Origin of the sequence: Psychroserpens sp. (assembly GCF_036960315.1) — a bacterium.
Taxonomy (GTDB): domain Bacteria; phylum Bacteroidota; class Bacteroidia; order Flavobacteriales; family Flavobacteriaceae; genus Psychroserpens.
In genome coordinates, this window is the sequence record NZ_JBALVR010000002.1 from 211,631 (window position 1) to 236,689 (window position 25,059).

The 25,059-nt window shown below is 33.9% G+C and carries 24 protein-coding genes; 19 read left to right on the plus strand and 5 right to left on the minus strand.

The window, feature by feature from the left end:
- The first annotated feature begins 133 nt into the window (after positions 1 to 133).
- The 11 genes from V7719_RS04605 (at position 134) to V7719_RS04655 (ending at position 12,797) form a co-directional block, all read left to right on the plus strand.
- Entirely contained in the window at positions 134 to 1,969 is a 1,836-nt protein-coding gene (locus V7719_RS04605; protein WP_335728698.1) for an adenylate/guanylate cyclase domain-containing protein, read from the plus strand.
- Positions 1,970 to 2,256: 287 nt separating this feature from the next.
- Complete coding sequence (locus V7719_RS04610; protein WP_335728699.1) at positions 2,257 to 3,954, plus strand: phytoene desaturase family protein; 1,698 nt, start codon at positions 2,257 to 2,259, stop codon at positions 3,952 to 3,954.
- A 372-nt stretch (positions 3,955 to 4,326) separates the two neighbouring features.
- On the plus strand, positions 4,327 to 4,902 hold the full coding sequence (locus V7719_RS04615) for a Crp/Fnr family transcriptional regulator (protein ID WP_335728700.1): 576 nt from the start codon (positions 4,327 to 4,329) through the stop codon (positions 4,900 to 4,902).
- Positions 4,903 to 4,966: 64 nt separating this feature from the next.
- Positions 4,967 to 5,737: an MBL fold metallo-hydrolase gene (locus V7719_RS04620; protein WP_335728701.1), complete on the plus strand. Its 771-nt coding sequence runs from the start codon at positions 4,967 to 4,969 to the stop codon at positions 5,735 to 5,737.
- Positions 5,738 to 5,968: 231 nt separating this feature from the next.
- Positions 5,969 to 7,051 (plus strand): serine hydrolase domain-containing protein, encoded by a 1,083-nt coding sequence (locus V7719_RS04625; protein WP_335728702.1) that lies wholly within the window; start codon positions 5,969 to 5,971, stop codon positions 7,049 to 7,051.
- A gap of 97 nt (positions 7,052 to 7,148) precedes the next feature.
- Positions 7,149 to 7,748 (plus strand): Crp/Fnr family transcriptional regulator, encoded by a 600-nt coding sequence (locus V7719_RS04630; RefSeq protein ID WP_335728703.1) that lies wholly within the window; start codon positions 7,149 to 7,151, stop codon positions 7,746 to 7,748.
- A 71-nt stretch (positions 7,749 to 7,819) separates the two neighbouring features.
- Positions 7,820 to 8,449, plus strand: a complete 630-nt coding sequence (locus V7719_RS04635) for an NAD(P)H-dependent oxidoreductase (RefSeq protein ID WP_335728704.1) — start codon at positions 7,820 to 7,822, stop codon at positions 8,447 to 8,449.
- Entirely contained in the window at positions 8,446 to 8,895 is a 450-nt protein-coding gene (locus tag V7719_RS04640; RefSeq protein WP_335728705.1) for a DMT family transporter, read from the plus strand. Before V7719_RS04635 ends, V7719_RS04640 begins: the two co-directional genes overlap by 4 nt.
- The gene (locus V7719_RS04645; RefSeq protein ID WP_335728706.1) at positions 8,892 to 9,638 is read left to right on the plus strand and encodes a GNAT family N-acetyltransferase; all 747 of its coding nucleotides are present in this window, start codon (positions 8,892 to 8,894) and stop codon (positions 9,636 to 9,638) included. Before V7719_RS04640 ends, V7719_RS04645 begins: the two co-directional genes overlap by 4 nt.
- 130 nt (positions 9,639 to 9,768) lie before the next feature.
- Positions 9,769 to 10,398: an MSMEG_1061 family FMN-dependent PPOX-type flavoprotein gene (locus V7719_RS04650; RefSeq protein ID WP_335728707.1), complete on the plus strand. Its 630-nt coding sequence runs from the start codon at positions 9,769 to 9,771 to the stop codon at positions 10,396 to 10,398.
- A 743-nt stretch (positions 10,399 to 11,141) separates the two neighbouring features.
- Positions 11,142 to 12,797, plus strand: a complete 1,656-nt coding sequence (locus V7719_RS04655) for an N-acyl-D-amino-acid deacylase family protein (RefSeq protein ID WP_335728708.1) — start codon at positions 11,142 to 11,144, stop codon at positions 12,795 to 12,797.
- A 78-nt stretch (positions 12,798 to 12,875) separates the two neighbouring features.
- Here the strand turns inward: V7719_RS04655 and V7719_RS04660 are convergent, their stop codons facing one another.
- The gene (locus tag V7719_RS04660; RefSeq protein WP_335728709.1) at positions 12,876 to 14,357 is read right to left on the minus strand and encodes an aminopeptidase P N-terminal domain-containing protein; all 1,482 of its coding nucleotides are present in this window, start codon (positions 14,355 to 14,357) and stop codon (positions 12,876 to 12,878) included.
- Between the two features lie 190 nt (positions 14,358 to 14,547).
- Between V7719_RS04660 and gcvT the strand changes: the two genes are divergently transcribed.
- The 5 genes from gcvT (at position 14,548) to V7719_RS04685 (ending at position 20,001) form a co-directional block, all read left to right on the plus strand.
- Positions 14,548 to 15,618 carry a glycine cleavage system aminomethyltransferase GcvT gene (gcvT, locus tag V7719_RS04665; RefSeq protein WP_335728710.1) on the plus strand — a complete coding sequence of 357 codons (1,071 nt, stop codon included), beginning with the start codon at positions 14,548 to 14,550 and terminating at the stop codon, positions 15,616 to 15,618.
- Between the two features lie 21 nt (positions 15,619 to 15,639).
- Positions 15,640 to 16,473, plus strand: a complete 834-nt coding sequence (locus tag V7719_RS04670; protein ID WP_335728711.1) for a sugar nucleotide-binding protein — start codon at positions 15,640 to 15,642, stop codon at positions 16,471 to 16,473.
- A gap of 116 nt (positions 16,474 to 16,589) precedes the next feature.
- Positions 16,590 to 16,880, plus strand: coding sequence for a 4a-hydroxytetrahydrobiopterin dehydratase (locus V7719_RS04675; protein WP_335728712.1), 291 nt, complete (start codon positions 16,590 to 16,592; stop codon positions 16,878 to 16,880).
- Positions 16,881 to 16,926: 46 nt separating this feature from the next.
- Entirely contained in the window at positions 16,927 to 18,987 is a 2,061-nt protein-coding gene (locus tag V7719_RS04680; RefSeq protein ID WP_335728713.1) for a S41 family peptidase, read from the plus strand.
- A gap of 291 nt (positions 18,988 to 19,278) precedes the next feature.
- Complete coding sequence (locus V7719_RS04685) at positions 19,279 to 20,001, plus strand: YebC/PmpR family DNA-binding transcriptional regulator (RefSeq protein ID WP_335728714.1); 723 nt, start codon at positions 19,279 to 19,281, stop codon at positions 19,999 to 20,001.
- An 11-nt stretch (positions 20,002 to 20,012) separates the two neighbouring features.
- Here V7719_RS04685 and V7719_RS04690 read toward each other — a convergent pair whose 3' ends face one another.
- Positions 20,013 to 21,242, minus strand: coding sequence for a glycosyltransferase (locus tag V7719_RS04690; RefSeq protein WP_335728715.1), 1,230 nt, complete (start codon positions 21,240 to 21,242; stop codon positions 20,013 to 20,015).
- A gap of 7 nt (positions 21,243 to 21,249) precedes the next feature.
- Positions 21,250 to 21,723, minus strand: coding sequence for a heme-binding domain-containing protein (locus V7719_RS04695; RefSeq protein WP_335728716.1), 474 nt, complete (start codon positions 21,721 to 21,723; stop codon positions 21,250 to 21,252).
- 48 nt (positions 21,724 to 21,771) lie between these two features.
- On the opposite strand from V7719_RS04695, the gene V7719_RS04700 reads away from it, so the two are divergent.
- On the plus strand, positions 21,772 to 22,338 hold the full coding sequence (locus V7719_RS04700) for an adenylosuccinate lyase (RefSeq protein WP_335728717.1): 567 nt from the start codon (positions 21,772 to 21,774) through the stop codon (positions 22,336 to 22,338).
- A 108-nt stretch (positions 22,339 to 22,446) separates the two neighbouring features.
- Here the strand turns inward: V7719_RS04700 and V7719_RS04705 are convergent, their stop codons facing one another.
- The gene (locus V7719_RS04705; RefSeq protein WP_335728936.1) at positions 22,447 to 22,599 is read right to left on the minus strand and encodes a DUF1028 domain-containing protein; all 153 of its coding nucleotides are present in this window, start codon (positions 22,597 to 22,599) and stop codon (positions 22,447 to 22,449) included.
- A 173-nt stretch (positions 22,600 to 22,772) separates the two neighbouring features.
- Between V7719_RS04705 and purB the strand changes: the two genes are divergently transcribed.
- Together purB and V7719_RS04715 are read left to right on the plus strand one after the other, a co-directional pair.
- Positions 22,773 to 24,116, plus strand: a complete 1,344-nt coding sequence (gene purB / locus V7719_RS04710; protein WP_335728718.1) for an adenylosuccinate lyase — start codon at positions 22,773 to 22,775, stop codon at positions 24,114 to 24,116.
- Between the two features lie 10 nt (positions 24,117 to 24,126).
- Positions 24,127 to 24,306 carry a hypothetical protein gene (locus tag V7719_RS04715; protein WP_335728719.1) on the plus strand — a complete coding sequence of 60 codons (180 nt, stop codon included), beginning with the start codon at positions 24,127 to 24,129 and terminating at the stop codon, positions 24,304 to 24,306.
- A 205-nt stretch (positions 24,307 to 24,511) separates the two neighbouring features.
- Here V7719_RS04715 and V7719_RS04720 read toward each other — a convergent pair whose 3' ends face one another.
- The gene (locus tag V7719_RS04720; protein ID WP_335728720.1) at positions 24,512 to 25,057 is read right to left on the minus strand and encodes a DUF4252 domain-containing protein; all 546 of its coding nucleotides are present in this window, start codon (positions 25,055 to 25,057) and stop codon (positions 24,512 to 24,514) included.
- Positions 25,058 to 25,059: the final 2 nt, after the last annotated feature.

The following is a 25,059-nucleotide window of genomic DNA, read 5'->3' on the forward strand; positions in this document are numbered from 1 at the left end:
GATTGATAAGTAACAACAAAATTATAAAAATTAGGGCCTGTGCTAATCCGAAAAATTAGAGTTTTTTTACACGCTACGTTTCATACACAAGACCGTATACCATAAATAAAGTTGTATATTAATAAAAAATTGAATGCGAAAAATAACCGTCCTAATTCTTTTAGCGCTTTCATATAATTGCCTAAAAGCACAAACCAATCTCGATTCGCTATACACCCTTTGGCAAGATCAGACCCAAAAAGATTCCATTAGAACAGATGCATTCAAAAACTATATTTGGGATGGTTTTCTATTCGATAAACCTGATAGTGCATTTACTTTGGCTGAAGAATTGGTAACCTTTGCAAAAACAGAACAATACCCAAATGCCAAGGCGGAAGCGTACAATATTCAAGGAGTCAGTTTCTGGTTAAAAGCAAATTACCTAAAAGCCCTGGACTATTACAAACGCAGTTTAAAAATTCGAGAAGAAATCGGGGATAAAAAAGGAATTTCCGCATCGCTATACAATATTGGAAATATATATTTAAGGCAAGGCAATTACCCTCAAGCCTTGGACTATCATCAACGCAGCTTAAAAATCGAAGAAGAAATAGGGAATATAGAAGGAGTTGCAAGTTCACTTGGCAATATTGGACTTATTTATTCTGAACAAAACAATTTCCCAAAAGCCTTGGACTATTATACGAAAAGCTTAAAAACACAAGAAGAAATCGGAGATAAGCATGCTATTGCAGTGCTACTAGGCAATATTGGATATAATTATAAAAGGCAAGGCAATTACTCAAAAGCCTTGGACTATTATACGAAAGGCTTAAAAATTCGAGAAGAAATCGGATATAAACATGGTATTGCATTCTCTCACAAAAATATTGGCTATAATTACAATGCTCAGGATATGCACAAGAGTGCAATAATTGAATGCCAAAAAGCGCTCACTTTAAGTAAAGAGATTGGAGCTATAGATCTACAAAGAGAAGCATGTGAATGCCTATACGATGCATATAAAGCACTTGGAAATGATAATAAAGCATTGGCATATCACGAACAGATGTTGGTGCTAAATGATAGTTTACAATCAGAAGAAACTTCCAAAAAGTTGCAACAGATGGAGTTTAAAAAACAAGTATTGGCAGATAGCCTTTTTCAAGTTGAAAAAGATCTAAAAGTTGAAATAGCCCATCAATCCGAAGTGCAACAAAAAAATAAAAACAAAAATTTAGCCCTAGGTGCTGGTATTTTCTTTCTGTTACTTGCAGGTGGGTTTTATAGCAGATGGCGTTATGTAAAAAAATCAAAAGCTGTTATTGAAAAAGAAAAGGATCGGTCTGAAAATTTATTACTTAATATTCTTCCAGCAGAAATAGCAGAGGAACTCAAAGCAAAAGGAAGCGCAGATGCCAGAGATTTTGAAATGGCATCAATTCTCTTTACAGACTTTAAGGAGTTTACACAAGCTTCTGAAAAGTTATCTGCCAAAGAGCTCATTAAAGAGATCAATGTTTGCTTTAAGGCTTTTGATCACATCTGCGAAACATATGGAATTGAAAAAATAAAGACCATTGGAGATTCTTATATGGCTGCTGGTGGACTACCTGTACCTTCTAAGGATTCTATAAAAAATACGGTTTTGGCGGCTTTAGAAATGCAGTCTTTTATTTCTAATCGAATCATTGAGAAAGATGAATTAAATGAAATGTCCTTTAAGATGCGGTTAGGGATTCATACAGGACCTGTAGTGGCTGGTATCGTTGGTGTAAAGAAATTTCAATATGATATATGGGGTGATACAGTAAACACCGCATCACGTATGGAAAGCGGTGGTGAAATTGGGAAGGTGAATATATCTGAAGGCACTTATTCATTGCTAAAAGACAATCCAGAATTCAACTTTAAGTCCAGAGGGAAAATTGATACTAAAGGCAAAGGAGAAATGGAGATGTATTTTGTGGAAAAAAAATTGAAATAAAAATAAAACGGCATGCATCAGCCTGTATAATTCAATACACCCGATTTTCCTTTCGGAAAATGCTCGCTGCTGAACAATAGGTTTCTTCCTTTTCACTAACTTAGATCTCACGCTATGAAACTATACACGAACACGTTGTTGTGGCCAAAATTGACCCGTTCTAAAATATGTATGCTTAAATCAATAATATTGTGCTTTTTATCAATATTGTTACGAACAAATTTCTTTACTTTTAAGCTTTACAAAAAAAATCAAGAATTATCTTGCAAAACCAAAACAGCAACCAAATGCCAACAACTAACCTAGCCAAATCTTTGAATAACAAAACATTTGATACTGTTATTATTGGTTCTGGAGTAGGCGGTTTAGCCGCAGCGATATGCCTATCGAAAGCTGGACAAAAGGTATTAGTTTTAGAACAACACGATGTTCCTGGTGGCTGGTGTCATAGTTTTTATCTTAATGGCGATCGGTTTACACCTGGTGTACATTATGTAGGCCTAGTTGGTGACGGTTTATCTACAAGTGAACTCTTTGAAGGTTTAGGCATAGCAAACGATATGGCGTTTTATCGCCAAAACCCTGATGCCTTTGAGCATTGTTGGATAGGTGAAGAGCGTTTTGATTATCCTGCTGATTTTAAAACATTTGAAAATCGCCTAATACAGCGTTTCCCTCACGAAAAAAAAAATATTATTAAATATTTAAAACTGGTTAGTAATGTTGGTAATCAGATAGGTTTAATCCCTAAAATAAATAGTTTTTGGGAACAAATTACAATTCCGTTTCGCACAAAACACATGGGGAAATACGCGCCATTTAGTTTAAAGCGGGTTTTGGGTTGGCACATTAAAGACCCACTACTACAACGCATTTTAAACATTCAGTTTGGTGATCACGGTTTAGCACCTGCAAAAGCTAGTTTTGTAATGCACGCAGCAATTATGCATCACTACCATGCGGGAGGATTTTATCCAATGGGAGGAGGCGGAGCTATTGTAAAGGCAATGACAAATGCCATAAAAGTAAAAGATGGCATCATAAAAACAAGCACTGCCGTAAACCGCATTCTATTAGATAATACAGGAAAAAGAAAAAAAGCGATAGGTGTAGAATTGGCAAATGGAGACCACGTATTTGCAAATCGTATTATATCAAATGCAGATCCTGGAATAACCTACCAAAAGTTAATAGGAGAAGAACATCTAAGCGCCAAATTAAAGAAAAAACTTAGTAAAACTAAATATTCTTGTACATCGTTAATGCTATTTATAACAGTAGCTATGGATGTTACAAAAGCGGGAATTGATTCTGGAAACATTTGGTGTATGCCAAATGAAGACATGGATGATTTGTATGATGTTATGCAGAAAAAAGATCTTTTAGAAGACGAGGAGTTTCCTGGCATGTTTATAAGCTGTACAACGTTAAAAGACCCTATTAGCTATGATGGAAAACATCATACTATTGAAGCCATTACATATATTAATTATGATGCTTTTGAAAATTTTAATAGTACAAACGTAGAACGCTCTGCATCTTATTTGAAATTTAAAGAACAATTAATTGCTAAGTTTTTTATCACTTTAGAGAAAGTAATTCCTGGGATTTCAAACCATGTCGTGCAAAAAGAATTAGGCACACCATTAACCAATAAATACTATATTAATTCTACACGTGGTAGTGTATATGGTACGGAAAAGAGCTTAAAACACATTGGCCCATTTGCCTACAAATCTAAAAGCGAAATAGAAAACTTGTATATGTGTGGAGCAAGTATCGTATCGCATGGAGTTACAGGTGCTAGTTATTCAGGTGTACAGACAGCTGCAACTATATTAGGCTGTCGTCAAGATGACTTAATAAAACCGTCAGATGACCAACATTTAAGGGTTTTTGAAGCAGAAGATGATACTAATTATCCTGATTGGATGCGCAAAAAAATAGAGATAAAAAACTCCAAGTTGAAAGCAAAAAAGGTGTAATGCTTTCGCCAGTTTTTTTTATTATAAAACCGTTTTAGTTCTCCTCTTATTTTTAATAAAATTAACTAACTGTATAATTAGTGTTTTATAACAAAAGAGACCGTTGACTTTAATGTGAACAAACCAAATGGGAAACGAATTTAAACAAGTAATCTTAGAACGGACTAACGAAGAATTAATCAAAACATAATTATTTGTACAAGCCATTAGGCATAATAGATTAAAAAAAACTGACTACAACACCGTATAAATTAATTGCTATTGTAAGCCTACTTACGAAAATCCTAGCGGGTTTCTATTTGGTTTAAATAGGCTAAATTAGGTACTTAAACAACGGGCCATACACATGCACCTTGTACACAAGATAAAAAAATGACAAACTTCACTGAAATTTCCGAATTTTTCGAAACTGAATTCCCATTGAATCAACAAGGGTTAGAAGAGTTATTCTCTTTGTTTAAATTACAAAAACATAAAAAGGGTAGCATATTAATTCAAGCACAAACAATAGAAAAGCAGCTTCGGTTTCTGAATAAAGGAATAATTAGAGAATATTATTCAAATGAAGAAAAAGAAATAAATATTAACTTTTACGTGAAGCCACAATTCATTTCTGATTTATTGATGTTTAGTCAAAATTCTGAAACCAATAAAAATCAAGAATGCTTGTCTTCTGTAGAAGTTTTAAGTATTGAAAGACAACCATTTTTTGACTTATTAGAAAGATATAAATGTGGTAAATCCTTTGTTGAATCATCTTTTCAAAAATTATTAAAAGAAAAAGGAAAACAGGAATTTAACCGTATTACCAAGACTCCAGAAGAGTTATATAATGACTTATTCATTTATAAACCCCAATGGCTTCAATCTATACCTCAATACCATATTGCTTCCTACTTAAATATAACGCCCGAAACATTAAGTCGTATTAGAAAACGAACTTCTTGATTTGAATCAATGAAAATGAACACGCTTTATGTAGATCTTTGTATTCACATAAAAAACAATACAAATGTTAAAGATTCATCATATAAGAAATGCAACGATGGTTCTGGAAACGGAAAAAGACGTGATTTTGATCGACCCAATGTTAGGAGATCAAGGAATCATGCCGTCTTTTACACTTTTCAGACATAAAGCAAGAAAGAACCCTACTGTTCCGCTTCCCAAAAACGCCAATTTGATATTAGAAAAAGTAACCCACTGCCTAATAACGCATCAGCACCCAGACCACATTGACAGTAAAGCAGTTGCCTATTTAATTAAAAAGAACATTCCAGTTACGTGTAGTACAAAGGACGAAAAAGCATTTAAGAAAAGAGGATTAAACGTCGTTCAATCATTAAAATATTGGGAGCAACAAGAATTCTTAGGAGGAACGATTGAAGGCATACCTGCTAAACATGGTTATGGATTTGTAGCTAAACCAATGGGAAATGTAATTGGGTTTTACGTAAAACTACCCAATCAAAAATCTATCTACCTTAGTTCTGATACTATTTACACAGCTTCAGTAGATAAAGTTTTAAAAGATTATAATCCAGATATTAGTGTTTTAGCTTGTGGTGCTGCTCAGTTCGATTTATTTAAACAACTTATTATGAATGTAGATGATATTTTAAAGTTTGTAAAGAACACTTCAGGAAAAGTCATTGCAAACCACATGGAGTCCATAAATCATTGTCCATTAACTAGAGAAAAATTAAAAGAAATATTGATAAATAATGAAGTCATAAATAATGTTTTAATTCCTGAAGATGGTGAATTAATGATTATAGAATAAGCTAGTAGACAACAATGTATAAAAAACATAAGACGTTTAGTGTTTAACCGAACATATGTTTTCAATTTTCAAAAGCCGCCAAATATATAATTATGCCTTTTGAAAACAGTTTATGTAAAAGCAAAATGGTTATATTTGGTTTAGTACTATTCTGAAACGGTAATGTTAATATAGTGTCCCACGTTTATTAAACTAAACGTTGGCAGCAATTAAAAAACAAAAAACACCATTATGAGATTTAGATTTTTAATATTCTTTATAATTCTTATTACCTTATCAAGGTGTGACACAAAACCTAAGCAAGATTTGCCTGATGATATCAAAAAGGAAACTCAAGTACGAATAGAAAAAGAATATCACTTAGGAACAGTGATTGGAATAATAGATAAAAACGGTACTCGTTACTATGGTTTCGGACAAAAATCGTTATCAGACGATTCTACACCCGATGAAAATTCAATTTTTGAAATTGGTTCTGTTACTAAGACTTTTACAAGTAGCTTACTTTCTGATTTAAATCGGAAAGGAGAAATAAACATCCAGGATTCTATTCAAACATACTTACCAATTTTTAAAAATGTCGTAACTAAAAATAATAAAATCATAACTCTTGAAAATTTGTCCACACACACTTCGGGGCTTCCAAGAGACCCACTCAATATGGATGTGAATAATGATTATCGTTATAGAGATTATTCAATTGAAAAATTAAATGATTTTCTATCAAGTTATACACTAGATTCAATACCGAATACTTACAACTATTCAAATTTAGGGGTCTTGATTATTGAGCAAGCAATTGAATCAAAAATGAATAAAACATATGAATCTTTAATCATGGAGAGAGTTACAAATGTTTTAGATATGTCTGACACTGAATTTAAAGTTTCTAAAGACAAGAGACCAAGATTAGTTATGGGTTATAGATATGGAAAAGAAATAGACGAGTTGGATATTGGGGAATTTCAGGCTATGGGAGGTTTAAGATCCACAGCTAAGGATATGTTGAAATTTTTAGGAGCACAACTTGGAATGTACCCAACTTCTTTGAGTGATGCTCTAAAAGAGACACATAACATCCATTTTAAAGACGATAATAACGTAATGGGCTTAGGTTGGGAAATATTAGAAAGAAAAGAATCTGGAAAAATAATTCATTATCACAAAGGAGGAACACCTGGTTTTGTGAGTTTTGCAGGATTCAATCTTGAAGATCAAATAGGTGTTGTTGTTCTAATTAATGGAAGTAGGTATTTTAGTGATTTAGGATTTAATTTGTTAGACCCAACTTACCCATTAATTAAAGCTGAGTAACAACTAAAAAAACAGCCAACAATGGGTGAATAATTGCTTGGTTCTTGCCAACACAACGAGCCATACACAAGCACTTAAGGCATAAAAAAGTTAACGATTGATAAAAGAAAAATTCATTTCAGAATTAAAATTAAAGCTTGAGAGTTATGCTCCAATCTCAAATGAATCTTGGGCGTTAATTGAATCTATAATTACATTTCAAAAATTAGAAAAAGATGAAATCTTACTAAGAAATGGACAGATCGCAAGAAACATCCATTTTGTTTGCGAAGGAGCTTTAAGAGCTTATGTGACAGATTATGACGGAAATATTTATACTAAAAACATTTTTCTTGAAACTGATTTTGCAGGCTCAACAGTTTCGTACCTTTTAGGCACACCTTCAAATTTCACATTGGAAGCACTGGAAAACACTACTCTGATCAGTCTTGATTATAAAAAATACAGACATTTTATTGATAACAATATTGACCTAAAGAATTTCTATATCGCTTATTTAGAAAATAATTGGGTTATTGAGAAGGAACAAAGAGAAGTTTCCCTTGTTATGGAGAATGCAACTGAAAGATATTTAAAATTACTCTCAAAACATCCCAACATTGACCAGAGAATACAACAATTACACCTTGCTTCGCATCTAGGTATCACTCCAACCCAGCTAAGCAGAATTCGTAAAGAACTAAAAAAAAATCATTGAATCAACATATGTAAATGCCAGAGACCTTTCCTTCTAATACTTTTGTCTTATAAATTTAAAACAAGAATATTATGAACTATCTCGAAAACTTAAAATGGCGCTACGCAACTAAAAAATTTGATTCTTCAAAAAAGATTTCATCAGAAGATTTAGAAAAACTAAAGGAAGCTATTCAATTATCAGTATCAGCTTACGGATTGCAGTTGTACAAAGTGATAATTGTAGAGGATACTACTTTAAGAGAAAAATTGAAACCTGTGTCTTGGGGACAAGACCAAATAACGGAAGCATCGCATTTAGTCGTCTTTTGTAATTATACTAATATAAAAGATAAGCATATAGATGATTTCCTGAATATGACTGCCAAATCACAAGATATTGAGGCCGAAAATCTCAGTGGATATGGTGATTTTATGAAAGGCAAAATTAACGAAATGACAACATCAGAATCATTTAACTGGACCTCTCGACAAACATATTTGGCTCTTGGAAATTTGCTTAATGCATGTGCAGAATTAAAAATTGATTCATGTCCAATGGAGGGTTTTGAACCGGAAAAGTATAATGATATATTAGGACTTTCCGAACAAGGGCTAAATGCAGCAGTAATTGCAACTATTGGTTATCGTTCTAATGAAGACCACACCCAAAATCGTCCAAAGGTTAGAAAACCATTTAATGAATTATTTGAAGTATTATGAATCAAACTTCATTATCAGTATTAGCAATATTGGGCGGCGTCTTTTTAGCAGCACAAGGCGGACTAAATTCTAACTTAGGTGTACTACTAAAAAACCCTTTATTAGCATCGGTAGTTGCTTTTTTTAGTAGTACTGTTTTTGCAACAGCCTTTGTATTAATTAGTGTAAAGAGCTCTCCGAATTTGGCAGATTTAAAACAAATACCTATTTATTTATGGTTTACTGGAGGATTGTTCAGTGTATTAGGAATTAGTTTATACTATTATACCATTCCAAAACTAGGAATCTCAACAATGATCTCTTTAGGGCTATTTGGACAAATAGCATTCTCTATAATTGCTGGTCATTTCGGATGGTTAAACTTACCAATGGAGCCAATAACTTTTAAAAGAGGCTTAGGCCTTATTATAATGATGTCAGGAATAATTTTAATTAATATAAAATGAAAGAAACAATAGACTTAATAAATGTTAATATAAAGAATCTAACTTCTCTTTGGCAAACAGCAAGCGAACCAATCAATTCATATTTTAAGGAACCGAAATTTGATTATAGTTTAATTGAATATTCTGAATGGCCAAATAAATTGTGGTTTAATCAAGAAATTAACAAAAACACAATAGCACTGGCTAAAGAAAAATTAGTATCTGTTTCTACAAACCTAACTATTCCATATTGGGATATTCACAATAGTAATTCTTTTGAAATATTAGAGCAAAATGGATTCGACCTTAAGTTTGAACAAACAGGAATGTCTATAAAAGTAAATCACTTATTTACTGAATTAAAAACGTTAAGTTTAAAAAAAGTGTCTTCCGAAAAGGAAGCGAACCTATGGGCTAAACTTTTTTATAAATCTTTTGGGTATTTCACAAATCCAATATTATTAACCAAATCTCAAAAAAACACGAACTACTATATTGCATATGATCAAAATGAAGCTGTTGGAACAGGTATTTTACACACCACAAACAATGTTTCGGGTATTCATTCTGTTGGAATCATACCTGAACAAAGAAGAAAAGGATATGCGGAACAAATAATGAAACTATTAATGAATCAGTCAATTAAAATAAATAGTGATTATATAACCTTACAATCATCTGACATGGGAAAAGGCCTATATTTAAAATTGGGATTTGAAGAACAATTCACAATAAAAAATTACGCCTTACCACAACGTGTATAATTAATTGCCCTAATTCTCCACCCAGAAAACCCTCACTACTGAACAATGGCTCTCTCTTTTTTTCTATCTTAGTGCCAACGCAACTTACCATGTACGAACACGTTGTGTGTATTTTAGAAAATCATCAATTATGAAACGGAAATTTGAAGAAGTGATAACTAACGAAGAAGATTTTCGTGAAATTATGGGACACCCAAGTGAATTAGTCACCAAGAAAAGTATCGATTACATTGATGAAAATTGTCGATTATTTATTGAACAATCTCCATTCATAGTTATTTCCTCTTCTGATCTAAACGGAAATTTTGACGCTTCTCCTAAAGGTGACCCGCCAGGGTTTGTTAAAGTTTTAGATAACAAGACTCTCGCAATTCCAGATCGATTGGGTAATAGGAGATCCGATACTTTTATGAATATATTGCAAAACCCTAAAGTAGGGTTGATTTTTCTAATACCAGGTATAAAAGAAACATTACGAGTTAGTGGAGAAGCGCAAATAGTTAAGGATAAAAATGTTTTGAAATTACTTGCTCATAAAGACAGGCTTCCTAATTTGGCAATGATTGTGCATGTAGAAGAAGCGTTTCTACATTGCGCTAAATGTATAATAAGGTCTAAATTATGGGCAAATGTCGACATCACCAAAGAACGTAAAGCGCCTACATTAGCCAAATCAATGGTTGACCATGGAAAACTTGATAAGTCTTATAAGGAAATGGACGAAATAATTAAGAACGACGAAGAAACACGCTTATATTAGAAAACTATACACAACAACGTGTATAACACAACGTTTACTTTGTTTGTTCTCAGAAAATCCTGCGAATTTTCCTCTGGCACGTTTTCTTTTACTAATTTAGTTGCCAACCAACGCAACTAACCATACACGAACACGTTGTAATTAATAGCAGATTTCAGATCTGAAATTCACAATTTGAGTTGTATAATATCTATAGTAATTACCAGAATATTATGCTTGGATTTAAGAATTGAACGAAAAAAAACTAAAAATTGGATCTGTACAACTCTGAGTAATATTGCGAACGTTAAAAGTTCAAACAGAAATATTTTTACCGATTAAAACAAGGAAAATAAAATAAATATTTAACAGATAACATCATGGCAAAAAGTAAAGACTCAAGAAGAAACGTAAAAAAAGAATCTGCTAAAACCCCAAAAGAAAAAAAAGCAGAAAAGAGACTAAAGAAATCTAAAAAAGGTTAATTATAACTAAACTGAAAGCCTTTCTGAATTTCTAATCACAGCGGATTTGAAAATTAAAACGGATGGATATTTAGCACTAGATTGAAAAGCTACAAATTACATCAACCTATAAAATTAATTGCTTGTTTTTTGTGTGTGTGTGTGTTGGGAATCCCGAGCATCGGGACTCCTCTAGTTCATTTTCTACTTACTATTTTAGTTCTAGCCAACCTATCTACCGACAGGAGGGCGCAGCACACGAACAAAGCGAACACATTAGCTTCAATAAAAATAGAAACTATGAAAAAGTATATTCTCCTCCTTATCAGCTTTACGATTTTATTTTCTTGCATTCAAGAGCCTCCAGCTGATTTCTTGATAAAAAATGGATCTATTATCGATGGTCTCGGAAATCCAGCTTTTGAGGGCGATTTGTTGATTCGAAATGGCAAAATGGAATTAGTAAAATCAGGAGAAAATATTAGTGCCTTAAAAGTTATTGATGCAACAGGATTAATTATTTCCCCTGGATTTATTGACATTCACAATCATTCGGATTGGAGTATAAATGATTCCATCAACCGATTAAATGAGTGCTATATTAAACAAGGAGTCACAACCATAGTTGGAGGACCTGATGGGTACCACTCACCTAGCACTATTCTTAAATTGATTAATGCCTATAATAAAAATGGTATCGGAACAAATGCTGCTTTTTATGTCGGCCATAATGGTATTAGGAAAGAAGTTATGAAAGATGACCAAAAAAGGTCACCATCAACAGAAGAATTGAATCAGATGAAAGCCTTAGTACGAAAAGGAATGGAAATGGGAGCGGTTGGCCTTTCAACAGGTTTAATGTATGAACCCGGAATATATAGTGATACCGATGAGATTATTGCATTGGCAAAGGAAGTTGCTCCATATAGTGGCATTTACGATTCTCATGTTCGAAACCCAGTACATGCTTTTGTTAAATCACATCGTGAAGTCATAGAAATCTCTTCCAAAGCCAACATACCAGGTAAATTAGGTCATCTTAAAGCTGTTGGACTTCATAATAAAGGTGCAATCTCCGAAATAATAGAAATGGTGGAACAATCTAGAGCAGATGGATACGAAATTGTGTCAGATCAATATCCTTATGATGGTGCTCAAACAGAAGTTTTGGAAAAAATTATTATTATTCCTTCTGACATGAAAGAAGGTCGTCTTATAGACAGTCTTATGAGTAAAGGTAAGCTAGATGAAGCTATAAGCTTATTAAAATCAACCTTGGCAGATCAACTTAAAAGATCTCGAATAAAAGCAACAAGCGAAAATGGAGAAGATGACGGCTTTGCATGGCTAAATGCTACAGGCTACTCTAGTATGAGAATCACCAATAGTAAAGACTATCCTGAGCTTGTTGGTAAGTATCTCTCAGAAATAGCCGAAGAAAGAAAAATGGATGGCTTTGATTTAGTCTGTGAATTAATAATTAACAGTAAAGAAAGAACATCCATAACTCTAGGAGGCATTAATGAGAATGATGTCCAGACGCTTTTAATCCAACCTTGGAATATGGTTGTTAGTGATGGCCTATATGTCAAGCATTCAACCGATTCGGGAGGACATCCAAGAAGCACAGGAACATTTCCAAGAGTATTGGGTCATTATGTTCGTTATTTGAAAGTACTTACATTGGAAGAAGCGATACGCAAAATGACATCATTACCAGCTGATGTAATTGGTTTTAAAAATAGAGGCAGAATTCAAAATGGATTGCCTGCAGATATTGTGATTTTTAATCCTGAAACAATTATTGATAATTCCACTTTCGAACAGCCCAATTTATTCTCAAGCGGAATTGTTCATGTCTTTGTAAATGGTGTCCCCGTTTTACAAAATGAAGAAATGACAGGGAATGCTCCTGGAATATATTTGAATAGAAGAACTGAAGCTAACAAGAATTAGACGTTCAATAAAATAAGTGAATACTGCCTGTAACAACAGATCTAGCAGATGGCTTACTACATGTGTACCCTGAAATTCCTAATCTAACTTCGGCAATTTCAACTGTCCTAACACACTCTTTTCTTTCATCAGCTTTTCAATCTCTCTCAAGGTTCTTGGTGCTTCCGCAGATAAGTTAACAGGTCCATCTCCTGTAATCAAAATATCATCTTCGATACGAACCGCAATTCCATGCCATTTCGGGTCGCAATCGCTACCATCTGGAATATAAATACCTGGTTCTACTGTAATCACCATATTGACTTTTAAAGCGCCATAAGTTCCTGGATCGTGTACATCCAATCCAATATGATGTGACGTACCATGTGGAAAATACTGTCTTGCATCGGTTTTGTTTTTGGCAATTCCTAAATCGATTAAGCCTTGATAGATGACTTCTCGAGCTGCGCCATCAGGAGAACTCATATAATTGCCTACTATTGTAGCTGCAATTCCAGCTTCCTGTGCTTGATAAACAATATCGTAAATCGCACGTTGCTCTTTATTAAATTTCCCATTCGCAGGAATCGTTCGTGTCACATCTGCAGTATAGCCATGATATTCGGCACCTAAATCCATAAGCACCAAATCGTTCTCCACTTTCATTTTATTGTTTTCGATATAGTGTAATACGCAACCATTATTTCCTGCTCCAACAATACTGGGATAACCCTCATACTCACTCCCATATGTTTTGTAGATGAACTCGTGGACACCTTGAACTTCAGCTTCTGACATTCCAGGATGCATGGCTTTCATAATTTCACGCTGTCCCATTGCCGAGATACGAACTGCTTTTTTTAGCAATACCATTTCTTCCGGAGTTTTAACCTCTCGCAATTGTGCCATTAAACGCGATAAACTTCTCGTATCGGTCTTTACAGTTTCAGCTTCTACATTTGCATTAGCATCAACTTCGATATCATCAGTTTTGTTCTCAATCGTGTAGTCATTAATGAGTTTAATCTGTGTTTTGAACGATTGAATTAAATCGTACAAATCAGACTTGCTCCTCGTATTTCTGTAATCATCTCTAAACCCAAAATACATGACCTTATCATAAGACGTAAAATCGATTCCAGAATCTAAAAAGGCTTCTCCAACAAATGCTTGATCAAAGCCTAACTGTTCCTTTGCACCATCAACACCAAGTCTAGTACCTGTCCATTGCTCCGCTTTAAGATTACGTTGTTGCACATACAGTTTTTCATTGTAAGACACGCCACTTTCCGCAGCTGTTTGAGTTTCAGAAAAAATAACCAAAACAGCATGAGGTTCTTTATAACCAGTGAGGTAATAAAAATTTGGATCTTGATGATATATATAATCGACATCATTGGCTCGATTACGAACCGGATTCGCAAAAAACACAGCCACACTATTCGCTGGCATATTAACACGCAAAGCATCTCTCCTACTTTTATGAAATTCCTTGCTCAAATAATCTTCAGGTAAGCCTTCTTGAGCAAATCCAAATAACAAAGCGAAACATGATGCAAAAACAGAGATAATAGCCTTCATAGTGTCTTAAGTTTTAATATTGCTTAAATTAATAATAATCTCCCTTTTCCGAAGAAAAGATTTCAATATTAACATATTTTTAATCTCATATTCTACGGCAAACCCGTCCTCAGAATTAATTATTTTCGATACTTTTGCGAAACAAATTTTGAAGATTAATCACAAGTTAATTTCAACCAATAATTACAATATGAAAAACACAGCCTTAACCGCAACTCACGAAGCTCTTGGTGCTAAAATGGTGCCTTTTGCAGGATACAATATGCCAGTACAATATGATGGCATAAATATCGAACACGAAGCCGTAAGAACTGGTGTTGGTGTCTTTGACGTATCGCATATGGGAGAATTTTTAATTGAAGGACCTCATGCGTTGGATTTAATTCAAAAAGTCTGTAGTAACGATGCATCTAAACTTACCGTTGGAAAAGCACAGTACAGTTGCGTACCAAATGATGATGGCGGAATTGTAGACGACCTAATCATATACAAAATAGAGGAAGAAACCTATCTGCTAGTCGTAAATGCGAGTAATATTGAAAAAGATTGGAACTGGATTTTATCAAAAAATGATGTTGGTGCAGAGATGCGTGATTTAAGTGAAGACTACTCATTACTTGCTATTCAAGGTCCGAATGCCGTTGAAGCGATGCAAAGCCTTTCTAGTCATGATTTGGCCGAAATTAAATTCTACAACTTTGTTGTTGGTGACTTTGCTGGAATTGAGCATGTGATTATTTCGGCAACGGGTTATACTGGAAGTGGCGGATTTGAAATCTACTGCAAAAACGCTGAAGTCAAACAGATTTGGGATAAAGTGGTCGACGCTGGCGCAAAACCTGTTGGCTTAGCTGCTCGTGACACCTTACGTTTGGAAATGGGCTATTGTCTCTACGGAAATGATATAAACGATACCACATCTCCTTTTGAAGCTGGCTTAGGCTGGATTACAAAATTCTCTAAGGAATTCACAAACTCTGAAGCTTTAGAAGACGAAAAACGTCGTGGACCGGAACGTAAATTAGTGGCTTTTGAATTAGACGAGCGAGGTATTCCACGTCAAGGTTACGATATTGTAGATTCTAGCGGAAAGACTATCGGAAATGTAACCTCTGGAACTATGTCTCCTAGCTTAGGAAAAGGTATTGGTTTGGGTTATGTGCCACCAATTTTTGCTGATGCTGGAAGCAAAATAAAAATACAAATTCGTAAAAAAGCAGTGCCTGCTACTGTGGTTAAATTACCATTCTATAAAGGATAGTTTATCTATTAAGGTTGATTAATGAGGGAGTTTAAAAGTAAACATCGGATTTTAATTTTAGGTGCAAGCGGATTTATTGGCAATGCCATCTACAAAGAATTGTGTTCTTATTTTAAAACCTTTGGCACCTATCGCATTCCGAAGAAAATTTATGAAGACAACCATCAGTTCTTACAGTATAATGTTGAAGAAGATGATGTTTATGAAATCCTAGAGGCTACAAAACCGTCCATAATTATTTCGTGTTTACGTGGCGATTTCAGTACGCAAACCATTGCGCATCAACACATAGCAGAATACCTTCTGGAACAGGATTGTAAACTTATTTTTCTCTCTTCGGCTAATGTATTTGATGCCTATAGTAAATACCCAAGTTACGAACTGGATAAAACTTTGAGTGATAGCATCTATGGGCATTTCAAGATTAAGATTGAAAACATGTTGCTACGCCTTCCGAAGAAAAAAGTCGCGATTGTAAGACTGCCTATGGTTTTAGGCTCTCAGTCGCCAAGGTTAAAAGAATTAAAACAGCACTTACACGATAAAACAGCTATTGAGATTTTTCCAAATATTATTATGAATGTTACGACCGACTCCAAAGTCACGCAACAAATTCATTACATGATTAACCGAAATAAGCATGGCATTTTTCATTTAGGAAGTACAGATTTAGTTCATCACGATGAATACTTCAAGGATATCATCAAGCAATTATCTACAAAAAAGGGTGTGCTTTACAAACATGTCTACACTACAAACGAAGACCGTTATTTAGCCGTTTTACCAAAATTCAATAAACTACCAAAACATTTAGAAATCACAAGTGCAGAAGTACTTGAAGACCTACTAAAATAGTTTAAATTACAGTTTATAGTAAAAATCAATCGGGGTTTATCTTCTTTTATCGTTTCTAAGGCTTATAACTCTTATTTTACAGTAAATTACTGTACATTTAAGTAAAACATATACCTATGAGTTTGATGAAAGATGAAAATATTGAAAAACGTCTACTTCGTTTTCCAGATTGGGAACATAGAAATAACGCCTTATATGCCGAATTTGAATTTGATAATTTCAAAGACTGTTTCAGTGCTATGAGTAGAATTGCATTTGAATGCGAGGCTCAAAACCACCATCCGGAATGGACTAACGTTTACAATGTTTTGAAAATATCACTGTCTACACACGATGCCAATGGTGTCACCGAAAGAGATTTTAAGTTGGCAGAAGCTATCGAAGCTATAGTTGAAGTCCAAGACTAAATTTTGGTTCGGTTTTTGAGTCACATATTCTATCTAAATACCTTTTATGCTTAATCGCTTAAACATATGTCTTATCACACTACTCACCTTTTGTTTTGTCAATGGTCAAGACGAAAATATGTTTTGTGACCAACTTTTAGCGTTGGAAACTATGGTTAAAACAAATCATTACCAACCTAAAACGGTTAATGATAGCCTATCAACCAATGTACTTGATTTGTTCCTATACACCTTAGATGGAGATAAGCGATTATTTACAAAAGATGACATTGATACATTTGAAAAAGACCGTTATTCAATTGACGATTATATCAAAAATAAGCGTTGTGATTTTATAAATAAATACATAATGCGATTATCTGAACGCATCGAACATTCTAAAACGATTATCTCAAGTTTAGAAACCGAAACCTTTGATTATTCTGGTAAAGACACACTGAGATTTAAACCAAATTCTAAGTTTAGATATTTTAAAGACGATACTGAAGCCAAACGGTATTGGAGCAAGCGTATTCGTTATAATATTCTCTATGCATTGGTTGAAAATGATTCTGTTTTAGAAGATATCGAAACAAATTTTAGTAAACTTGAAACCGACTTAAAGCCGAAGCTTATTCAAAAAGAATTATGCAAACTCGAAGAACTACAAAACAGATTAGGTAGCATTGAGAATTTTGTGAAAGCGTCCTTTTTTAATGCTTATTTACATTATAACGATCCTAATTCTTCGTTTTTCTCACCTACGGAAAAAGAAATATTTGAAAACTCTTTATCTAACGATCAGTTGTCCTTTGGAATTATTACAGCAAAAAATGACAATGGCGATATTATTATCGCACACATCACTCCAGGAAGTGCTGCTTTTAAAGAAGGCGATTTTGAAGTTAATGATGTCATTAAATCACTACAAACAGACACCAAAACCTTAGAAACCTATTGTGTTTCTAATGATGACGTGCTTGCATTTACTAGTGATCGAAATCATAATACCGTTACTTTCAAGATAAAAAAGCAAAACGGAATTATGAAAGATATTGAGCTTACCAAAACAAAGACAAAAATTGAAGAAAATACGGTTTCAGGATATATTATTGAAAGCAAATCGAAAGTTGGCTATATCAATATTCCGAGCTTTTACTCCGATTTTGAATCTCCAAACGGATTGGGTCTAGCAAACGATGTTGCTAAAGAATTATACAAACTCCAAAAAGAAAACATAGAAGGTTTAATTCTCGATTTACGATTTAATGGTGGAGGCTCAATGAAAGAAGCTGCAGACCTTTCAGGAATGTTTATCAATAGAGGTCCGATTTCAATTTTAAAATACAACGATGGTGAGACCTATACCATTAGAGATTTTAATAGAGGTAGACTATTTAACAAACCTATTGTGGTCTTAGTTAATAACTATAGTGCTTCTGCGTCTGAATTTTTTGCGGCTAGCATGCAAGATTATAACAGAGCAATTATTGTAGGGTCTCAAACGCATGGTAAAGCTTCTGCTCAAATAATTTTGCCTTTAGATGAAGATGAACGCTTAGGCTACTCAAAACTAACCGTTGAGAAGTTCTATCGTGTGACTGGCCAAAGTCATCAAGCACAAGGTGTTGTTCCAGATATCATTCTGCCAAATATTTATGATGGCTTCAGAACACAAGAACAATATGAAGCTTTCGCTCTTAAAAATGACACAATTGATGCCGTAAAAAAATATCCAAAACTAAAAGCTTTACCAATCAATGAATTAAAGAAAAAAAGTCAATTACGTGTTAGTGATGATATTGCTTTTACAGGTATTCAAGACTTAAACCAATTGATTCTCGACAACTATTTTAATTTGGATACAGAGTATCTCTTAACTCTAAAAAATGTGTATAACAAAATCATAACATATCGCAATCAATGGCAAAGTATTAATCAACCAATCAATACACATGTATCTGATTTTATGGTAAAAAATTCAGCATTCACTAAAGAAATCGTGAGTTTTAATGACGACCAAAAACAGATTAACGAAACGATATTAAAAGATATCCAACAAGATATTTACATTGAAGAAGCGCAAGCTATACTCCAAGATTTACTCATTTTAAATCCCTTAAATTGAAACATAAAAAATACAACCTTAAAACTCACCTCGGTATTGTTATTGGTTTTGATAAGAAAATAAATAGACCATTACAATAAAAAGGTTGAAGACATCAACGATGCTGTTAATAATTATAATATAGTCAATGCCGGTTTAAACACGCAACGTCAAAAAGTCATTAATAGTTAAAATAATACGAATTCTAACTTTTTATCTAAGAACATACCGAAAGACTAGGTTTTAGTATTGCCATTTCGATATAATTTCAATAATTTTGAGGTCTACAACAACAAATAGAACAGAACACTAATGGGAAGAGCATTTGAATTTCGCAAAGCAAGAAAAATGAAGCGATGGTCAGCTATGAGCAAAGCCTTTACACGTATTGGTAAAGACATTGTCATGGCAGTTAAAGAAGGTGGTCCCGATCCCGCAAGTAACTCTCGATTGCGTGCAGTGATTCAAAATGCGAAAGCGGTTAACATGCCTAAAGACAATGTTGAACGTGCTATTAAGAAAGCAAGTGAAAAAGATCAAGGCGATTATAAAGAAGTGATTTTTGAAGGCTACGCACCTCATGGAATTGCTGTTTTAGTGGAGACTGCAACCGATAACAATACACGAACTGTTGCTGATGTTCGTAGTTACTTTAATAAATGTGATGGTAGTTTGGGTACGTCTGGCTCTGTTGTGTTTATGTTTGATCATACATGTAATTTCAGAATTAATGCAGAAGGTTTAGATCCTGAAGAAATAGAATTGGAATTCATAGATTTTGGTGCAGAAGAAGTTTTTGCAGACGATGACGGTATTTTAATCTACGCACCTTTTGAAAGTTTTGGTGCGATACAAGCCGAACTTGAAAGTCGAGATATAGAAATTTTAAGCTCTGGATTTGAACGTATACCTCAAGTAACTAAAAAATTGACCACAGAAGAAGTTGAAGATGTAGAAAAACTTTTAGAAAAATTGGATGATAATGATGATGTACAAAACGTATATCATACCATGGAAGAGTCTACGGAAGAGTAGAAATTAAAAAATCAAGAATTCTTAGCTTCAATCCACTTACTCATAAACTTCGTGCTTTGCATGGTGTGATGCTGTAATAATTGTCCGATAAAATTTTGCTGTCTGTGTGTTTCTAAATCTTCAGATAGTGCAAATAATCGCATTCTAAATCCGCTTTCAAATTCAGACTTTGAAAATTGGTTTTTTAAGATATCAAACCCTAAAGATTTCTGGGCATTCCAAACCGATTCATCTTGATATAAGTTCACGGCATAATTGATAAAATCATCAGCATTATCGCAAATGAAATCTTGATTTGTTTTGTCTACAATCCCTTCTACTCCATGTGATGTAGAAACGAATGGCGTTCCGTTTTGCATCGCATCAAAGAGCTTTCCTTTTAATCCTGCTCCAAAACGAATTGGTGCCAAAAGCACTTTAGACTGCTGCATCACGTCATTAACATCTTCTGCAAAACCCTTAATTAAAAACCCATCTTTCGCATTATGTAACTGATTCACCTTTTGCGAAGCATAAGCACCATAATTATGTAATTCAGCTTCTGGTAATTGCTGTTTTATACCTTTCCATATGGTTTCTTTTAAATACAATAAGGCATTATAATTGGGCTCGTGAAGAAAATTTCCAATCGTTAAAAAATGTTGTCGATCTTCAAACTCCGGAAACTGTTCTATATGTCTTTCGGAAATATTTTCAACAAGAAAAGGAAGATAGTGCAACAAGGAATCTTCAATCTGAAACGTGTTTTTAAGCAGGCTCATTTCAGCTTTAGAAATAATCAAACTCAAATCGCAACGATACATACTTGCGATTTCACGTTTGGCAGTATCATTTAACAAATAGTGATTGGTAACTTCAGAATCGTCCTTAAAGGCTTGCTGTCTGGCACGTCTTAGAAAATGTAAATCTTCGGTGTCTAAAAGTTTAATGGTTTCCGGACAATGTTGAGAAACACGCCAACCAAACTGCTCTTCGGTCATGAACCGATCAAAAAGCACAACATCGGGTTTCAAATCTAAAATGAAATCATCAAAACTAGCATGATTGAGTTCTATGGCAACTTTATCAACTCCAATAGTCAATAAATCAAAAGCATTATCGCTTTTTGCGCATGCACTAGCGAACGTAATTTGATATCCTTCAGACTGAAAAAAGGAAATGAGTTGCATCATTCTGCTTCCAGCAGCAGAACTCTTAGGTTCTGGCCATACAAATCCAATAATAAGAAGTTTTTTATTCAAAAGAAAATTAATCAGCCTTTGGTTTTAAACTGTAGCTAGACCTTACATTTTTTGCCCAATCTACAATAGCTTTAATTTGATCATCACTAAGTTTAGCGTCGCCATGTGTCCATGTATATGAAGGCAATGGCATTTCCTTGGCTTCAACCATTTCTATAAGCTCATCTAATTTATGGTCTTTCTTTTTTACTGAATAGCTTTCCCAAGCAGATACATTAAAATGCTTTTTCCCATCCTTAACATGATCTGCCATCCAATAATTTACTGGAGTAATCTTGTTATACCAAGGATATCTAGTGACATCACTATGGCAATCAAAACAAGTATTTTTAAAAATATCATGAACATCACTGGGCGGATTCGTATCTGCAATAAAAGCATCTATTGCAGCCATATTACCTTCGTTCTTATCTGGACCAAAAAATTGCATAACGACAAAAACAACTAATAAGAAAACAAGTATTTTTTTTATGATTTTCATCTGTAAATATTTATTTATTTTTATGGACATAAAAATACAAAAATCGAAGTGACAACAAACCAACTTTATCAAGAATTAAATTACGTGAATCACACGCGTCAAAAACGTTTGTATTATGCCAATATGGTCATAGACAATCCTGATATGATTCCGAAACTATTAGACATTCTATTTATGGTCGATGACAAAATATCTTGTCGAGCAGCTTGGGTTTTTGAGTTTATGTGTGGCGAAAATCTTGAGACCTGTATTCCATATTTAGATGTATTTACGGCTACTATTCACAAAGTTCATTTAGATTCTGCCGTACGACCTGTCGCTAAGGTTTGTGAGTATTTGGTAAAAGCATATTATTCAAAACATGAGAATAAAATCAAGTCTGCATTGCTTCCGAAGCACAAAGAAAAAATCGTTGAGTCCTGTTTTGATTGGATGATTAATGACGAAAAAATCGCGCCAAAAGCATATGCTATGAATACATTATTTCTCCTCGGAAAAGATTATGATTGGGTTCACCCAGAACTCGTGATGATTTTAGAACGTGACTATCAACTGCAGAGTTCTGGTTTTAAAGCCAGAGCAAGACACATCTTAAAGAAGGTTACAAAGAATTAAAGCTTCATAACTTTTCCCAATTTTGGAGTTGAAATCGTTAACAATTAACTTTTTATCGATCATGACATCAATGCTCTCCAATTTTCATCTTGTTTATTATTTAGCAAATTAATATTGCATTTCTAGATTATCTAGAAACAGTTTTTGAGCGCTTAAGTAAAGTTCTTCAGTTTTCCCATAAGTGACCACACGACCAACACTAAACCAATGCGATTGAACAGCTACACCAATATCACCTGTAACAGAATCTCTAGCAACGATACAATAGGTATGCGTAAAAGGTGCTTATTTTTTATAAACTTGAGAGAATATCAATTGAAAACTTAAATAAAAATAGCTCTTAAATGGTGAATAAATTTATGCTCTAAGATAACCAATTTATCTTCAATTTAATATTCGAATTAACTATCTTTGCTAGCTTAAACACACAACTAATGTCCATATCATCTCTCAATGCCATCTCACCAATAGATGGTCGCTATAGAAGTAAAGTCAGTAATTTAGCGCCTTATTTTTCAGAAGAAGCTCTCATTAAATACCGCGTTTTGGTAGAGATTGAGTATTTCATTGCATTATGCGAAGCGAAATTACCCCAGCTTTCAGGCATTGACACAACCACTTATGACGATTTAAGGACTATTTATACTGATTTTTCTTCGGAAGATGCGCAAGCTATAAAAGACATTGAAAAAGTCACCAACCACGATGTAAAAGCAGTTGAGTATTTTATCAAAGCGGAATTTGACAAGCTCAACTTATCAAAATATAAGGAGTTTATCCATTTCGGATTAACATCCCAAGACATCAACAACACAGCTATACCTTTAAGTATTAAGGATGCGATGAACGATGTGTATGTCCCAGAATATTTTGAAGTTTTAAATAGGCTTAAAGCATTAGCCGAAGAATGGAAAGACATTCCGATGCTTGCAAGAACTCATGGTCAACCAGCTTCTCCTACTCGTCTTGGAAAAGAAATACAGGTATTTGTGGTGCGTTTGGAAGAGCAATTCAATTTATTAAATGATGTGCCAAGTGCTGCAAAATTTGGTGGAGCAACTGGAAATTTCAATGCTCATAAAGTGGCTTATCCAAATATGGACTGGAAAGCGTTTGGAAGCCTATTCGTTCAAGAAAAATTAGGATTACAGCATTCATTCCCAACAACACAAATTGAACATTACGACCATATGGCTGCATTATTTGATGCTTTAAAACGTATCAATACCATCATTATCGATTTAGATCGTGATATCTGGACGTATGTCTCAATGGAATATTTCAAGCAGAAAATAAAAGAAGGTGAAGTGGGTAGTAGCGCAATGCCTCATAAAGTGAATCCTATTGATTTTGAAAACTCTGAAGGCAACCTAGGCATAGCGAACGCCATTTTTGAGCATCTATCTGCAAAACTACCTCTTTCAAGATTACAACGTGATTTAACAGATAGTACAGTTCTTAGAAATGTTGGTGTGCCTTTCGGGCATACATTAATTGGATTTAAGTCGACATTAAAAGGATTGAGTAAGTTATTGCTTAACGAACCGAAGTTTGCTCAAGATCTGGAAAACAATTGGGCTGTCGTTGCTGAAGCCATTCAAACGATCTTGAGACGTGAAGCTTATCCTAATCCATATGAGGCTCTAAAAGGTTTAACGAGAACTAACGAAACGATTAACAAACGTTCTATTTCAGAATTTATTGATACCTTAGAGGTTTCCGAAGCTATAAAAACGGAATTAAAAGCCATTACTCCAAGTAATTATACAGGAATATAATCTACTACATATGCCAACTAGAAATACATTGTCTCTTGTGTTCTCCGGACTTATAGTCGCTGGTTTTTTTGTGTCTGGCCTTTTAGATATTCTAGATTATTTGATTGTGAAAGCGTTGTTGTTTTCGGCTTTCGGGGCTTTGGCAGTTTATCTTATTCTTATTGTTTTAAAAAATGCAGATGCCAAATAAAGCATCGAAAACTCATGTAAATTGTTTCTTTAATGTCAATAAAAAACACTGCAACTAAGGTTATGCTTTATTTCTTGCCTTGTTCTAACATAAAATAATTCAACTTATTTATAAGCCATCTTATACTTTAATTGGTATGAAAACAAAAACCACCTCAAGTAGTCAGACTTGAAGTGGTTTTCTATTAACATTTTAAATATATAGTCTATTTAAAAAATTTAGTGATGTCTTTAAATTGATTTTCTTCAATACTGTTTTCATCAAAAACAGAAGCTAATTCCATAATTTTATTAAAGTTCATATCGTCACCAAGAACTCTTACCACTGCGAAACCTGTTTCATTAGAATTTCCGAAGAGAATAAACTCATCAATGTTATCTCCATCTCCAATACATTTTATAATGAATTTTCCGTCGGTAGAATTTCCGCCACGCATTAACTCTTCATATTTTGGATCTTTTAAAATAGTCTTCACTTTTGCGATTTCAGCTTCAAAATCTTCCATGTTAGATTCATCTTTCACAAAAGCGAGCATACTTAGTTTTTCAACAGATTCGTAAGCTTCTAATTGTTCTTCAGTCAACGTTGATTCTTCGATTCGTAACATACTAACAGGCACATCCAAGCTCGTAAAACCAGGCGCTAATTCGTTGTCTACATAATATGTTTGTAATGTTAGACCTTGATTGCAACTCTGTAGAGTTACAATCAAGATTAACATCGTGATTATTGTTTTGATTGATGTATTCATTA